Below are 13,911 nucleotides of genomic sequence, written 5' to 3'. Positions count from 1 at the left end.
GCACGTACACAGTTAGCCCGTAGCCCGCTTCGTACGCGCCTCAGGAGACATCATGTCGCTCACCCGCAGGGACTTCGCCAGACGCTCCGCGATCACCGGCGCGGGGGTCGCGCTGGCCGGCAGCGTCGGCGCGCTCGCCACCGCACCCGGCGCGCTCGCGGCCGAGGAGACGACGGAGGGCGGGGCCGACCCGCTCGGCGGCGGCGCCCCCGGCTACGGGCCCCTCGTCCCCGACCCGGACGGCCTGCTCGCGCTGCCCGCCGGATTCTCGTACCGCGTCCTCACCCACAGCGGCAGGACGAAGCTGGAGACCGGCGAGTTCACGCCGTCGAACCACGACGGCACGGCCACCTTCGAGGGCCCGCGCGGCGTGACGCTGCTCGTCAACAACCACGAGCTGAGCGGCCCCCGCTCCAAGTGGGACCACCCGGTCCCGCTGACCGACGGGCTCGTCTACGACCCGGCCGCGTCCGGCGGCTGCACCGTCGTCGAGGTCCGCCGCGACGGGCACGTGGCCGAGTGGGTCGGCATCGCGGGCACCGCCACCAACTGCGCCGGCGGCTCGACCCCCTGGGGAACCTGGCTGACCTGCGAGGAGACCGAGGACAAGGCCGGCGAGAACGGCATGACCAAGGACCACGGCTACGTCTTCGAGGTCGACCCCTACGACCGGCGTGCCAACCGCGCGCCCAAGCCGATCAAGGCCCTCGGCCGCTACGCCCACGAGGCCGTCGTCGTCGACCCCAAGAGCGGGCACCTCTACCTCACCGAGGACGCCGACGAGCCCAACGGCCTGATCTACCGCTGGACCCCGCCGCACGGCTTCGAGCACGGCCGCGGCAAGCTCCGCGCCCTCGCCGACGACGCGGGCGTCCTGAAGGCGCCCAAGTGCTACGACTCCGGCGGCCGCTTCGTCGACGACCTGTCCCGCGCCACCAAGATCGGCACCGTGTACGGCGTGGACTGGGTGGAGGTACCGGACCGCGACGCCCGCACGGTCCCGGTGCGCGAGCAGTTCGACGACGGCGACATCACGCGTGCCCGCAAGCTCGAAGGCATGTGGTGGGGCGACGGCGGCGCCTACATCGTCGCCTCGTACGCCCGCGACGAGAGCCCGGTCCAGCACGACGGCCAGGTGTGGTTCTACCACCCGGCCCGCCGCACCCTGACCCTGAAGGTCCTCCTCGGCGTCAACCAGGACCCTTCCCCAAGCTCTCAACTTCGTTCGAGCAGGGGAGGCCCCACCCAGGAAGGCGCCTTCGACAGCCCGGACAACATCACCGTCTCCCCGTACGGCGGCCTCGTCATCGCCGAGGACGGCAACGGCATCCAGCACCTCTTCGGGGCGACCGAGCGCGGGCGCACGTACCCGATCGCACGCAACGAACTGAACGCGGGCACCCCCGAGAAGCCCTCGTACAGCGAGTTCACCGGCGTCACGTTCTCGCCCGACGGCAAGACGCTCTACGCCAACATCCAGAGCCCCGGCATCATGCTGGCGATCACGGGGCCGTGGCGCAGGCAGCGCGGCTAGCTCCCGCACAAGTGTCGATTCCCTTGCCCACGCCGGGAGTTGACATCTAACATTTCAGTGCATGGGAACCATGCAACCGGTGCGCCGCACCCTGCTCAGGGACCAGGCGTACGCATCGATCCGTGACGCCATCGTCGACGGTGACCTTCCGCCGGGCAGTGTCGTGCGGGACGCCGAGCTCGCCGCCTCGCTCGGTCTTTCCCGCGCGCCTGTCCGCGAGGCGTTCGCGCGGCTCGTCGACGAAGGCCTCCTGGAGAGCAAACCGCAGAGCCACACCCGGGTGACGCCGCTGGACGCGGCCGACGTCAGGGACGCGGCGGCCGTCGTCCGCGCCATGCACGAACTCGTGGCCCGCGGCGCGGTGCCCCGCCTCGAGCCCGCGCACCTCTACGCGATGCGCGAGGCCAACGGCCGGTTCGCGGCGGCCGTCGCGTCCGGCGACGTGGAGGGCGCCCTGCGCGCCGACGACGACCTGCACGGCGTCCTCGTCGAGGCCTGCGGCAACAGCGCGGCCGCGGCCACCATCGCCCGCTACACCCCCCTCATCCGCCGCCTGGAGAGGCAGCGCTTCGGCGAGGGCGTGACCTGCGGATCCGCCGAACTGCACGAGCGACTCATCGACGCGTGCGCGGACGGCGACCCGGAAGCGGCGATGGCCGCCACCACGGAGATCTGGCGCGTCCTGGAAGAGCTCGCCCACCCCTGAAGCCCCTGAAGCCCCTGAAGTCCCCGAACCTTCCGGAGGCCCGCCATGTCCGCGCCGCTCGACTCCTACGCCCGCTACCCCCTCCTCTTCGGCCCCTCGCCCGTCCACCCCCTGGACCGCCTCACCCACCACCTCGGCGGCGCGACGCTCTGGGCCAAGCGGGAGGACTGCAACTCCGGCATCGCGTACGGCGGCAACAAGACCCGCAAGCTGGAGTACCTGGTCGCCGACGCCCTCGCCCAGGGCTGCGACACCCTCGTGTCGATCGGCGGTGTCCAGTCCAACCACACCCGCCAGGTCGCGGCCGTGGCCGCCCGCGCGGGCCTCAAGTGCGTGCTGATCCAGGAGAGCTGGGTCGACTGGCCCGACTCCGTCTACGACAAGGTCGGCAACATCCTCATCAGCAGGCTCGCGGGCGCCGACGTACGCCTCGTACGCGCCGGATTCGACATCGGCGTCAAGGAGAGCTGGGAGCAGGCGGTGCGCGAGGTCGAGGAGGCGGGCGGCAGGCCGTACGCCATCCCGGCGGGCTGCTCCGAGCACCGTCTCGGCGGTCTCGGCTTCGCGGGCTGGGCGTACGAAGTGGCCGAGCAGGAACAGGAGCTGGGGGTCTTCTTCGACACCGTCGTGGTCTGCTCGGTGACCGGGTCCACGCAGGCCGGCATGATCGCCGGATTCGCCGCGCTCACGGAGGAGGGCGCCCGCCCGCGCCGCGTCCTCGGCATCGACGCCTCCGCCGACCCCGGCCGCACCCGCGAGCAGATCGCCAGGATCACCCGCGGGACGGCGGAACTCATCGGCGTCCAGGCAGCGGTCGAGGACGCCGACATCGAGCTGGACGCGCGCTATCACGCGGGCACCTACGGACTCCCCGATGAGGCGACCCTCGACGCGATGCGGCTCGCCGCCCGCACGGAGGGCATGGTGACCGACCCGGTCTACGAGGGGAAGTCGATGGCCGGGATGATCGACCTGGTGGACCGGGGCGAGATCGCGCGCGACGCGACCGTCCTGTACGCCCACCTCGGCGGGCAGCCCGCCCTGAACGCCTACAGCGCTCTGTTCTGAGCGGGGCCCATCGAGGCCTCTGGGCACACATGTGCGCTCGGTGCAACGGGGTAACTACGTAACGCTACGGGGAAGGGGAATTTGTGTGTCGGTTTGATGCCGATGTGAGGACCGTGTGAGCTCGGAGCATGGTGCGCCGGGGTCCGGAGGGCGCATACTCAGAACATGACGAGGCCCCCCGGTACCCGACGCCACCTGCCGAACAGCCCCTTTAACGTTCCGCCGCCGCCCGCACCGCCCATCGAGCAGTTCGCCGTGGGCGACCGGGTCTCCCACGATCAGTACGGACTCGGACGGATCGTCGGAGTCGAAGGCGAGGAAGCAGTGGTCATCGACTTCGCAGGCCGCCAGGGAAGGTTCCTGAGCCCGTATCCCAAGCTGGCCAAGCTCTGACCCGCTGACCTGCGTACGCCAAAGGGGCGGCCGTCGGGAGGAACCCTCCCGACGGCCGCCCCTGCACATGCCCGCCGCAGCTAGAGCGCCTGCGCCGCGGGCTTCACCATGCCGCGCACGGTCCGCGACTTCACGAAGTCACCCATGGCGGTCATTTCCCACTCGCCCGTGAACTGCCTGATGAGCTTGGCCATCATCACGCCCGTCTGCGCCTCGGCATTCGTGAGGTCGAAGCGCACCAGCTCCTCGCCCGACGCCGCGTCCAGCAGACGGCAGTACGCCTTGGCGACCTGCGTGAACTTCTGGCCCGAGAACGAGTTCACCGTGAAGACGAGGCCCGTCACGTCCTGCGGCAGACGGCCCAGGTCCACGACGATCACCTCGTCGTCACCGCCGCCCTCACCCGTGAGGTTGTCGCCGGAGTGCTTGATCGCGCCGTTCACGATCGACAGCTTGCCGAAGTAGCAGCTGTCCACGTGGTTGCGCTGCGGGCCGTACGCGATGACGGACGCGTCCAGGTCGATGTCCTTGCCGCCGTACGCCGGCTCCCAGCCCAGGCCCATCTTGACCTGCGAGAGGAGCGGCTTGCCGTCCTTGACCAGGGACACGGTCTGGTTCTTCTGGAGGCTGACCCGGCCCTTGTCCAGGTTGATCTTCCCGGCACCGGGCGCGGGGGCGGCGGGGGCCGGGGGAGCGGCGGGGGCGGCCGGCGCCGCGAGACGCGGGTCCGCGACCGGCGGGGGCGGGCCCTGGACCGGGGCGCCGGACGGCGGCGCCATCGGGGCGGCGGGCGCGGCGGCGGCCGGAGCGGCCGGGGCCGCGGGCTCCTCGACCGAGACACCGAAGTCCGTCGCGATGCCGGCCAGGCCGTTCGAGTACCCCTGGCCGACGGCGCGGGCCTTCCACGCGCCGTTGCGCAGATAGACCTCGACGATCACCAGGGCGGTCTCGCCGCCGAGCTGCGGGGGCGTGAACGTGGCGAGGACGGAGCCGTCGTCCGCGTTGCGGATGGTGGCGGTGGGCTCGATGCCCTGGAAGCTCTGGCCCGCCGCGTCCGGGCTCGCGGTGACGACGATCTTCTCGATGCCGGCGGGCACGGCGCTGGTGTCCACCGTGATCTTGTCGGGAGTCGTGCCGCCACCCGACTGGTAGGTCACGCCGGGGCCCGAGGGCTGGTTGAAGAAGATGAAGTCGTCGTCGGAGCGCACCTTGCCGTCGGCGGTGAGCAGCAGGCCCGATACGTCGAGCCGCACCGGAGCGGCGACGTCCACCGCCACGCGGGTGGCGGAGAGAGGGATGTTCGAGCCGGGTGTCATAGCGGTCATGCACGGGGTAACGAACGTCCCGCCTTTGCCGTTCCCTTACCCGCCGAAGTTTCTGGCGGGGGCGCCTTGGCCGCCGTCATCACCGGCTTCGCCGAGTTCGTCCTCAAACGCCGGACGGGCTGAGATCTTCCGCCGGTCCGGACATGTCCTTCAGCCCCTCCGGCGTTTGAGGAGCGGGGCGGGATCGGGGAATGCCCCGCAGGGAACGCCGCTACGGCACCACCACGATCTTCCGGCCGACTCCGGAGGCGAACCGGTCAAGCGCCGCAGGGTACGCATCCAGCGGCATCCGGTCGCTGATGAACACGTCCGGGTCAAGGACGCCGCCCGCGAACAGCTCCGCCGCCCGCTCATAGCTGTGCAGCACCGCCATCGACCCGGTGATGGTGATCTCCTGGTTGTAGATGCGGTACGGATCGATGCTGACCCGCGTCGCGTAGTCGGCCACCCCGAACTGCAGGAACGTCCCCGCCTTGGCGACGCGCCCGAGGCCGTCCTGGATCGCGTTCGCGTTGCCCGTGGCGTCGACCACGATGTCCCAGCCCTGCGGCCGGTCGAGCTCGTCCGCGCCCGCGGCGGAGCCCGACACGCCCAACTGCCGCGCCGTGGCGAGCCGGTCCGCGTTGAGGTCCACGACGTCCACGCTCGCCGCCCCCGTCCGCTTGGCGAGCTCCAGCATCATCAGGCCCATCGTCCCGGAGCCGTAGATCAGGACGTGGGCGCCCAGCCGGGCGCGGAGCACGTCGTAGCCGCGCACCGCGCAGGACAGCGGCTCGATGAGGGCCGCGTCCTGGGTGCGCACGTTCTCGGGCAGCCGCACACAGTTGGCGACGGGCGCGACCGCGTACTGGGCGGCGCCGCCCGCCGTGGTGACACCGATCGCGGCCCAGCGCTCGCACAGGTTGTTGTGGCCGGTGCGGCAGTAGCGGCACTCGTAGCAGTAGAGCGAGGGGTCGACGGCGACCCGGTCGCCGACGGCGAGCTCCGTGACCTCGCGGCCGAGCCCCACCACCTCCCCGGCGAACTCGTGCCCCGGCACCACCGGCAGCGTGGGCGCGAACTCGCCCTGCAGGATGTGCAGATCGGTCCCGCACAGACCGCACGCGGCGACCTCGACGACGACCTCGCGCGGCCCCGGAGTGGGGTCGGGCACCTCGCCGACGACAGCCTTGCCGACGGACTCGATGATGGCGGCCTTCACTTGACTGCTCCCAACGACAGGCCCTGGACCAGCTTGTCCTGGGCGGCGAACCCCGCGGCGAGCACCGGCAGGGAGATCACGAGCGACGCGGCGCACACCTTCGCCAGGAACAGGCCCTGGCTGGTGATGAAGCCGGTCAGGAACACGGGCGCGGTCTGGGCGACGACGCCCGTGAGCACCCGCGCGAAGAGGAGTTCGTTCCAGCTGAAGATGAAGCAGATCAGAGAGGTCGCGGCGATGCCCGGCAGCGCGATGGGGGCCACCACGCGCCCGAGGATGGTGGGCAGCCGCGCCCCGTCGATCTGCGCGGCCTCGATGATCGCGACCGGCACCTCGGAGAGGAAGGACTGCATCATCCACACCGCGATCGGCAGGTTCATCGACGTGTAGAGGATGACGAGCAGCCAGATGTTGTCGAGCATCTCGGCGTTCTTGGCGAAGAGGTAGATCGGAAGCAGTCCCGCCACGACCGGCAGCATCTTCGTGGAGAGGAAGAAGAACAGGACGTCCGTCCACTTCTTCACCGGCCTGATGGAGAGCGCGTACGCGGCGGGCAGCGCGAGCAGCAGCACAAGGAGGGTCGAGGCGACCGACGCCACGGTCGAGTTGATGAGCGAGGGCCAGGGGCTCGCCCCGCCGCCCGACCCGAAGAAGTCGCGGTAGCCGTCCAGGGTGAGCGAGGCGGCGAGCGAGGGCGGGTTGGTCGCGGCGTCCTCCTCCGAGTGGAAGGAGGTCAGCGTCATCCAGGCGATCGGCAGGAAGAACAGCAGGCCGATGAGCCACGCGACGAGGCCGAGCCCCGCCGAGCCCCGGATGCGAAAGCGGCTCCCGGGCCGGGTACGTATACGCGTCACGGCGGTACTCATGCGCGGGACGCCTCCTCACGGAACAGGGACGAGACGACCCGCAGTGCGAAGGTCGCGATGATGATGGAACCGATGACGACGAGGACACCGGCGGCGGACGCCAGGCCGTTCTCGTGGGCCTGGTAGAAGCTCTGGTAGACGGTGTACGGCAGGTTGGCGGTGCCGAGACCGCCCGAGGTGATCGTGAAGACGGCGTCGAAGTTCTGCACGATGTAGATCGAGCCGAGGAGTGCGCCCAGCTCCAGATAGCGGCGCAGATGCGGCAGCGTCAGATACCGGAACACCTGCCAGTTGCCGGCCCCGTCCATGCGGGCGGCCTCGATGAGTTCACTGTCGCGGCTCTGCAGGCCCGCGAGCAGGATCAGCATCATGAAGGGCGTCCACTGCCAGATCAGGGAGGCCTCGATGGCGATCAGCGGGGTGTTGGAGACCCAGTCGGGCTGTGCCGCGCCGTCACCGCCCACCCAGTGCAGCAGGCCGTTGAAGAGGCCGTACTCGGGGTTGTAGAGCACGTGCTTCCACAGCAGCGCCGCGGCCACCGGCACCAGCAGGAACGGCGCGATGAGCAACGTACGCACCATGCCCCGGCCCCGGAACTTCCGGTCGAGGAGCAGGGCGAGCCCGAGGCCGATGACGAGGCTCGCGATCACCACGGTGGCCGTGAGCACGATGGTCGTCAGGACGGACTTGCGCAGATCCGGGTCGGTGAGGACCTCGGAGTAGTTGTCGAAGCCGGCGAAGCTGCGGGCGTCGGGGTAGAGGGCGTTCCAGTCGAAGAAGGAGATCACCAGCGTGGCCACGAAGGGCAGTTGGGTGACGACGACCATGAAGATCAGGGCGGGCAGCAGCGGGGCCCTGGTGGCCCAGGCGCGCAGCCTTCCCGGTGTTTTGGGTGCGGGGGCGCGCGCGGTGGTGGGCGCGACGGTGGTGGTACTCGCGGTGGCGGTCATCGTCCCTCGTACTCCTCGGCGATCTTCTCGGCGAGCTTCTGTGACTTCCTGAGGGCCGATGCGACGGACTGGCGCCCGGCGATGGCCGCGCTGATCTCCTGGGAGACCTTCGTGCCGAGGTCGGTGAACTCGGGGATGCCGACGAACTGGATGCCGGGCGCGGGCCGGGGCTGCACGCCGGGGTCGGTCGGCCGGGCGCCTTCGATGGCGTCATGGGTGACGTCCTGGAACGCGGCGGCTTCCTTGACGTACTCCGGGTTGTCGTACGTCGAAGCGCGCTTGCCCGCGGGGACGTTGGACCAGCCGATCTTCTCGCCGACCAGTTCCTCGTACTCCTTGCTGGACGCCCAGGAGACGAACTTCCAGGCCTTGTCCGGGTTCCGTGACGCCTTCTGCAGGCCCCAGGCCCAGGTGTAGAGCCACCCGGAGCTCTTCGTCTTCTCCACGGGCGCCGGAACGTAGCCGATCTTGCCCTTGACCGGGGACTTGGCGGACTCCAGCGACCCGGCGGCGGCCGTGGCGTCGTACCACATGGCGGTCTTGCCCTGGGTGAGGTTGTTCAGGCACTCGGCATAGCCGGACTGGGCGGCGCCGGACTCGCCGTGCTCGCGGACGAGGTCCACGTAGAAGCGCGTCGCCTTCTCGAACTCGGGGGAGTCGAGGCGGGCCTTCCACCCCTTGTCGAACCACGTCCCTCCGAAGGTGTTCACCACCGTCGTCAGCGGCGCGATCAGTTCACCCCAGCCCGGAAGTCCGCGCAGACAGATGCCCTTCATCCCGGGCTCGGCACCGGCGCCTTCGACATCGGCCGCGAGTTTCGCCACCTGCTGCCAGGTGGGCTTCTTCGGCATGGTCAGGCCGGCCTTCTCGAAGACGTCCTTGCGGTACATCAGGAAGGACGACTCTCCGTAGAAGGGCTGCCCGTAGAGCTTGCCGTCGTCCCCGGTGAGGGACTGACGCATGGACGGCAGTACGTCCTTCTCGTCGTACGCCTTGTCCTTGCGGGTGTACGAGCCGAGTTCGTGCAGCCAGTCGTTCTTGGCGTAGATCGGGATCTCGTAGTTGCTGAGCGTGGCGACGTCGTACTGGCCCGCCTGGTTGGCGAAGTCCTGGCTGATCTTGTCGCGGACGTCGTTCTCGGGCAGGACCGTGAAGTTCACCTTGATGCCCGTTTCCTTGGTGAAGTGGGCGGCGGTGAGCTTCTGCAGTTCGACCATCTGCGGGTTGTTCACCATCAGTACGTTGATGGAGTCGCCGCCTGAACCGGTCCCGCCCGCCCCGGCCCAGCAGCCGGAGAGCAGCGGGGCAAGCAGCGTCCCTGCGGCTGCCGCGGCGAGTGCGCGCGGCCTCCGTCGGCTGTGGGTTCGCATGGGTGCTCCTGGACGTATGGGGACTTGTGGGATGCGTGAGGGGTGAATTCGGGCGTGCGGGATCACGAGAGGTGCCGGTGGCGGGTGAGCGGGCGGGGGTGTGTCAGACGCGGATGACCTGGGGGCCCTGGAGCGAGTAGCGGTGCGCCTCGGAGGCGGGCAGCTGCGTGCTCGTGACGATGGCCTCCAGCTCGCCGACGTGACCGAACCTGCAGAAGCTCGTCGCCCCGAACTTGGTGTGCACACCCGCGAACACGGTGCGGCGTGACGCGCGGATGGCCTGCGTCTTCACCTCGCTGACCGCCGGGTCGGGCGTGGTCAGGCCGTACTCCCGGGAGATGCCGTTGGCCCCGATGAAAGCGAGGTCGATCACGAACCCGGCCAGCATGCGCGTCGTCCAGTGGTCGACGGTCGCGAGCGTGCCGGGGCGGACGCGGCCGCCGAGGAGGAGGACGGACATGTTGTCCGCCTCGGCGAGGGCGCCGGCGGTGGCCAGGGACGCGGTGACGATGGTCAGAGGGCGTCCCTCGGCGGCTTCGGGGAGGGCCTCGGCGATGAGCTGCGGGGTGAAGCCCTCGTCGACGAAGACCGTCTCGGCGTCGCCGAGGAGGTCGGCCGCGGCGGAGGCGATCCTTCGCTTCTCCGGGACGTGCATGGTGGTGCGGAAGGCGAGGGTCGTCTCGAAGCCGGCGCTCTCCACGGGGTAGGCGCCGCCGTGGGTGCGGCGGACCAAGCCGTGGTCCTCCAGGGCGCGGAGGTCACGGCGGACGGTTTCCTTGGCGACGCCGAGCTCGGTGGCGAGTGCGGTGACGTCCACGGAGCCGGAGGTCCGTGCCGCCCTGACGATTTCCCGCTGGCGCTCTTCCGCGGTCATGGCCGCCGCCTCCTTCCCTCGCTGTGCCCGTTCGGGCCCTGTGGGGAAGTTCTACAGCGGGGGGCGGTGCGTGAACAGGCTCGGAGCGGGGGTGATGGTGCCCGGGTGTGCCCGTTTGGCGGGGCCTGGGCCTCTGCTTCGGGCTTGGTCCGTGCCCGTTCTGGGGGTGGGGGGTGCCCGTTCGCTGCCCGCTCTGGCGCGGGGGCCTTGGTTGCCGTTGATCACCGGCTTCGCCGAGTTCGTCCTCAAACGCCGGACGGGCTGGAAATCCAGCCCGTCCGGCGTTTGAGGACGCCCCCGCGCAGCGGGTTTTCGGGAAGGGGCGGGATTGGGGAAAGGAGCCGTCAGTACGGCCACACCGGCGGGTTCGTGCAGAAGTGGCCCCCCAGGTTCGCGTGGTCCGGGTTCGCGGGATCCAGTTCACCCTGCTCCGCGACCAGCTTCGCCGCGTACTGCTCGGAGTCGTCCTGCGGCGAGTACCCCAGCGCCCGCGCCGACGAAAGGTCCCACCACAGCCGCGTGTTGGCGGACGACCCGTACACCACCGCATGCCCCACCGCGGAAGCGGTCAGCGCCGCGTGGAAGAGCCGGGCCCCGTCCCCGGGGCTCATCCAGACCGACAGCATCCGCACACTCGTCGGCTCCAGGAAGCACGAACCGATCCGCACGGAGACCGTCTCGAGGCCGTGCTTGTCCCAGTAGAGCTGGGCGAGGTCCTCGCCGAAGGACTTGGAGAGGCCGTAGAACGTGTCGGGACGGCGCGGAGTGTCCACCGCGATCAGCGGATCGTCGTCGCCGACGGGCCGCGGCGTGAACCCCACCGCGTGGTTCGACGAAGCGAAGACGATCCGGCCGACGCCCTCCTCGCGCGCCGCTTCGTAGAGGTTGTACGTCCCCTCGATGTTCGCCCGCAGGATCTTGTCGAAGGAGGACTCCAGGGAGATGCCCGCGAGATGGATGACCGCGTCGACACCCCGCACGGCCTCCCGTAGCACCTTCCTGTCCGCGAGGTCCGCCGTGATCGCGTCCGGCTCGCCCTCGATGGGCCGCACGTCGAGCAGCCGCAGTTCGTAGCCGTACGCCGGAAGCAGCCCCCGCATCAGGGTGCCGAGGCCGCCTGCGGCGCCGGTGAGCAGGACGGTGCGGGGAGCGGGCATGAGGGTCTCCTCGGATCAGCGTCAGCGTCAGCATCAGCGTCAACGCCAGCGGCTGCGTTCGCATCTGCGTACAGCATTCATATCTGTGGACACGCTAGGGATCAACGGCTCGTCGCGTCAAGTGTCGTACGGAGGCGGGGAATCCGCCCGACGATTGCCCATGGATCATCGATCTCCTGTGGATCTCTTGTCGACCTTGGGTCGACTCGGGCGCTTGACCGGGGCTCAGGGGCGGCTTAGCGTGGGTCTGTTCAGAAATATGGACGTGGATCAGAAACGTGCACGCTAAGGGAGAGCCCGTGACGTCAGCACCCCTCGCCGCTCGACTCGACATCCCCAGCGGGCCGCTGTTCTTCCCGGTCACCGCCTACGCACCGGACGGCTCCGTCGACCTCGACGTCTTCCGCGCGCACGTGCGCGCGGGCGTGGACGCGGGCGCCGCGGCCGTGTTCGCGTGCTGCGGCACGGGCGAGTTCCACGCCCTGACGCCCGAGGAGTTCCGGGCCTGTGTCGGTGCCGCCGTCGAGGAGACGGCGGGGCGGGTGCCGGTGGTCGCGGGCGCCGGGTACGGCACCGCGCTGGCCGTACGGTACGCGCGCCTCGCCGAGGAGGCCGGTGCCGACGGGCTGCTCGCGATGCCGCCCTACCTCGTCGTGGCCGGACAGGAGGGCCTGCTGCGGCACTACGCCGAACTGGCCGCGGCCACCTCCCTCGAAGTCATCGTCTACCAGCGCGACAACGCCGTGTTCAGCCCGGAGACGGTCGTCGAGCTCGCCCGCACCGAGGGCGTCATCGGCTTCAAGGACGGCCTCGGGGACATGGACCTGATGCAGCGCATCGTCAGTGCGGTGCGCGCCGAAGTCCCGGAGGAATTCCTCTACTTCAACGGCCTGCCCACCGCCGAGCTGACAGGGCTCGCCTACCGCGGCATCGGCGTGAGGCTCTACTCGTCGGCCGTCTTCTGCTTCGCGCCCGACATCGCGCTCGCCTTCCACCGGGCCTTCAACGCCGGGACCGCCGAGGGCGACGCCACCGTGAACCGGCTCATCGACGGCTTCTACCGCCCCTTCGTGGAGCTGCGCGGTGAGGGCCGCGGCTATGCCGTATCGCTCGTCAAGGCGGGCGTGCGGCTGGCCGGGCTCGATGTCGGCGGGGTGCGGACACCGCTGCACGAACCCGCCGACGAACACATCAAGCGCCTCGCGGAGCTGACCGAGCGCGGGCGCGCCCTGCTGCGGGAGGAGGGCGCGTGAGCCCCGTGAGTCGCATGCGTGCCTCCGCCTTCCTCTACCCCTGGGATGTCGTCGGCGACCCCGCCGCCCCCGCGCGCGTCGCGGACCTCGGCGTCCAGCAGGTCACCCTCGCCTCCGCCTACCACTCCACGCGCGCGCTGACCCCCCGCCACCCGCGCCACCGCATCGTCACCGCCGAGCACGCGGCGGTGCTGTACGGACCCGACGGCCGGTGGGAGGGGCGCGCGCTGCGTCCGTACGCGGCCGGAAGCTGGGCCCCGGGCGATGCCTACGGGGAGGCTGCCGAGGCGCTCGTAGCCGCCGGGCTCGACGTGCACACCTGGGTGGTCCTCGCCCACAACTCCCGTATGGGCGCCGACCATCCGGACACCTCCGTCGTCAACGCCTACGGGGACCGCTACCCCTGGGCGCCCTGCATCGCCCAGCCCGCCACGCGCGCGTACCTCGTCGACCTCGCCGCCGAGGCCGCCGTCCGCCCCGGGGCGAGCGGCACCGAGCTGGAGTCCCTCGGCTGGTACGGACTCGCGCATCTGCACGCCCACGACAAGATCGCCGGGGTGTCGCTCGGTGAGGCCGGGCAGTACCTGATGTCGCTCTGCTTCTGCGCGGACTGTGGCGAGGGGTACGCCCGACAGGGGCTGGCTCCCGGCGAGTTGGCGGCCCGGGTCCGCCGCGCCCTGGAGCCCGTGTGGCGGGGCGAGGAGCCTCCCGGCGGCTGGGAGGCGGTGGAGCGGCTCCTCGGCGCCGAGACGGCTGCCGCCACGCGCGCGTGGCGCGAGGAGACCGCCCGCACACTCCAGGAGGCGGCGATCGCAGCCGTGCGCGCCGCCGCTCCCAACGGCTTCCGTGTGCTGCTGCACGCCGACCCGGTGACGTACCACTGCGGTGCCAACGCCGGAGTCGACCCGGAGCACATCCTCTCCGTGGCCGACGGCGTCGTGGTGCCCTGCACGGGAGGCGCGGACGCCCTGAAGGCGTTCGCTCCGTACCGCACGGACCGCACCACGCTCGCCGCGAACCTGACCGTCGTGTCCGGCATGGGCGGCGCCCCCGGCACCCTCGCCGCCGACGCCGCGCGCGCGGTCGCTCTGGGCGCGGACGAACTGCGGCTCTACCACGCCGGGTTGGCGTCGGACGCGGATCTCGCGCAGGTGAGGACGGCCCTTTCGGAGCTCAAGTAGCCCCTGTCGCCCGCCAAGTGAAGACGGTTACCA

General features: G+C 70.6%; 13 protein-coding genes. 6 read left to right on the top strand and 7 right to left on the bottom strand.

The features are described 5' to 3' along the window. The first annotated feature begins 52 nt into the window (after nucleotides 1-52). The 4 genes from ABXJ52_RS08625 (at nucleotide 53) to ABXJ52_RS08610 (ending at nucleotide 3,701) form a co-directional block, all read left to right on the top strand. Entirely contained in the window at nucleotides 53-1,534 is a 1,482-nt protein-coding gene (locus ABXJ52_RS08625) for an alkaline phosphatase PhoX (protein WP_367040626.1), read from the top strand. Between the two features lie 61 nt (nucleotides 1,535-1,595). After that, nucleotides 1,596-2,240 carry a GntR family transcriptional regulator gene (locus tag ABXJ52_RS08620; RefSeq protein WP_367040624.1) on the top strand — a complete coding sequence of 215 codons (645 nt, stop codon included), beginning with the start codon at nucleotides 1,596-1,598 and terminating at the stop codon, nucleotides 2,238-2,240. 45 nt (nucleotides 2,241-2,285) lie between these two features. Then, the gene (locus ABXJ52_RS08615) at nucleotides 2,286-3,308 is read left to right on the top strand and encodes a 1-aminocyclopropane-1-carboxylate deaminase (RefSeq protein WP_367040622.1); all 1,023 of its coding nucleotides are present in this window, start codon (nucleotides 2,286-2,288) and stop codon (nucleotides 3,306-3,308) included. Nucleotides 3,309-3,473: 165 nt separating this feature from the next. Further along, entirely contained in the window at nucleotides 3,474-3,701 is a 228-nt protein-coding gene (locus tag ABXJ52_RS08610; RefSeq protein ID WP_135329399.1) for a CarD family transcriptional regulator, read from the top strand. 80 nt (nucleotides 3,702-3,781) lie between these two features. Here ABXJ52_RS08610 and ABXJ52_RS08605 read toward each other — a convergent pair whose 3' ends face one another. From ABXJ52_RS08605 to ABXJ52_RS08575, 7 genes are all read right to left on the bottom strand, one after another. Further along, on the bottom strand, nucleotides 3,782-5,017 hold the full coding sequence (locus ABXJ52_RS08605) for a TerD family protein (RefSeq protein ID WP_367048907.1): 1,236 nt from the start codon (nucleotides 5,015-5,017) through the stop codon (nucleotides 3,782-3,784). 220 nt (nucleotides 5,018-5,237) lie between these two features. Beyond that, nucleotides 5,238-6,227, bottom strand: a complete 990-nt coding sequence (locus ABXJ52_RS08600) for a zinc-dependent alcohol dehydrogenase family protein (RefSeq protein WP_367040620.1) — start codon at nucleotides 6,225-6,227, stop codon at nucleotides 5,238-5,240. Beyond that, nucleotides 6,224-7,093, bottom strand: a complete 870-nt coding sequence (locus ABXJ52_RS08595) for a carbohydrate ABC transporter permease (RefSeq protein WP_367040619.1) — start codon at nucleotides 7,091-7,093, stop codon at nucleotides 6,224-6,226. The genes ABXJ52_RS08600 and ABXJ52_RS08595 overlap by 4 nt, the downstream gene beginning before the upstream one ends. Beyond that, nucleotides 7,090-8,043, bottom strand: coding sequence for a sugar ABC transporter permease (locus ABXJ52_RS08590; protein ID WP_367040617.1), 954 nt, complete (start codon nucleotides 8,041-8,043; stop codon nucleotides 7,090-7,092). Before ABXJ52_RS08590 ends, ABXJ52_RS08595 begins: the two co-directional genes overlap by 4 nt. Beyond that, nucleotides 8,040-9,413, bottom strand: a complete 1,374-nt coding sequence (locus tag ABXJ52_RS08585) for a sugar ABC transporter substrate-binding protein (protein ID WP_367040616.1) — start codon at nucleotides 9,411-9,413, stop codon at nucleotides 8,040-8,042. The genes ABXJ52_RS08590 and ABXJ52_RS08585 overlap by 4 nt, the downstream gene beginning before the upstream one ends. A gap of 103 nt (nucleotides 9,414-9,516) precedes the next feature. Continuing rightward, entirely contained in the window at nucleotides 9,517-10,287 is a 771-nt protein-coding gene (locus ABXJ52_RS08580; RefSeq protein ID WP_367040614.1) for a DeoR/GlpR family DNA-binding transcription regulator, read from the bottom strand. Between the two features lie 344 nt (nucleotides 10,288-10,631). Beyond that, nucleotides 10,632-11,444 (bottom strand): NAD(P)-dependent oxidoreductase, encoded by an 813-nt coding sequence (locus ABXJ52_RS08575; protein ID WP_367040612.1) that lies wholly within the window; start codon nucleotides 11,442-11,444, stop codon nucleotides 10,632-10,634. 299 nt (nucleotides 11,445-11,743) lie between these two features. Here ABXJ52_RS08575 and ABXJ52_RS08570 point away from each other — a divergent pair, with 299 nt between their 5' ends. Both ABXJ52_RS08570 and ABXJ52_RS08565 read left to right on the top strand, forming a co-directional pair. Next, nucleotides 11,744-12,697 carry a 5-dehydro-4-deoxyglucarate dehydratase gene (locus tag ABXJ52_RS08570; RefSeq protein WP_367040610.1) on the top strand — a complete coding sequence of 318 codons (954 nt, stop codon included), beginning with the start codon at nucleotides 11,744-11,746 and terminating at the stop codon, nucleotides 12,695-12,697. A gap of 14 nt (nucleotides 12,698-12,711) precedes the next feature. Next, nucleotides 12,712-13,878: a hypothetical protein gene (locus tag ABXJ52_RS08565; protein ID WP_367048906.1), complete on the top strand. Its 1,167-nt coding sequence runs from the start codon at nucleotides 12,712-12,714 to the stop codon at nucleotides 13,876-13,878. Nucleotides 13,879-13,911: the final 33 nt, after the last annotated feature.

It is taken from the genome of Streptomyces sp. Je 1-332, from assembly GCF_040730185.1.
GTDB lineage: Bacteria > Actinomycetota > Actinomycetes > Streptomycetales > Streptomycetaceae > Streptomyces.
This window is presented reverse-complemented; position numbering and strand designations above follow the sequence as displayed.

Bases quoted from the DNA above. Each gene is read 5' to 3' on its own strand.
- ABXJ52_RS08625 (WP_367040626.1), top strand. From the start codon at position 53: ATGTCGCTCACCCGCAGGGACTTCGCCAGACGCTCCGCGATCACCGGC.
- ABXJ52_RS08620 (WP_367040624.1), top strand. From the start codon at position 1,596: ATGGGAACCATGCAACCGGTGCGCCGCACCCTGCTCAGGGACCAGGCG.
- ABXJ52_RS08615 (WP_367040622.1), top strand. From the start codon at position 2,286: ATGTCCGCGCCGCTCGACTCCTACGCCCGCTACCCCCTCCTCTTCGGC.
- ABXJ52_RS08610 (WP_135329399.1), top strand. From the start codon at position 3,474: ATGACGAGGCCCCCCGGTACCCGACGCCACCTGCCGAACAGCCCCTTT.
- ABXJ52_RS08605 (WP_367048907.1), bottom strand. From the start codon at position 5,017: ATGACACCCGGCTCGAACATCCCTCTCTCCGCCACCCGCGTGGCGGTG.
- ABXJ52_RS08595 (WP_367040619.1), bottom strand. From the start codon at position 7,093: ATGAGTACCGCCGTGACGCGTATACGTACCCGGCCCGGGAGCCGCTTT.
- ABXJ52_RS08590 (WP_367040617.1), bottom strand. From the start codon at position 8,043: ATGACCGCCACCGCGAGTACCACCACCGTCGCGCCCACCACCGCGCGC.
- ABXJ52_RS08585 (WP_367040616.1), bottom strand. From the start codon at position 9,413: ATGCGAACCCACAGCCGACGGAGGCCGCGCGCACTCGCCGCGGCAGCC.
- ABXJ52_RS08580 (WP_367040614.1), bottom strand. From the start codon at position 10,287: ATGACCGCGGAAGAGCGCCAGCGGGAAATCGTCAGGGCGGCACGGACC.
- ABXJ52_RS08575 (WP_367040612.1), bottom strand. From the start codon at position 11,444: ATGCCCGCTCCCCGCACCGTCCTGCTCACCGGCGCCGCAGGCGGCCTC.
- ABXJ52_RS08565 (WP_367048906.1), top strand. From the start codon at position 12,712: ATGCGTGCCTCCGCCTTCCTCTACCCCTGGGATGTCGTCGGCGACCCC.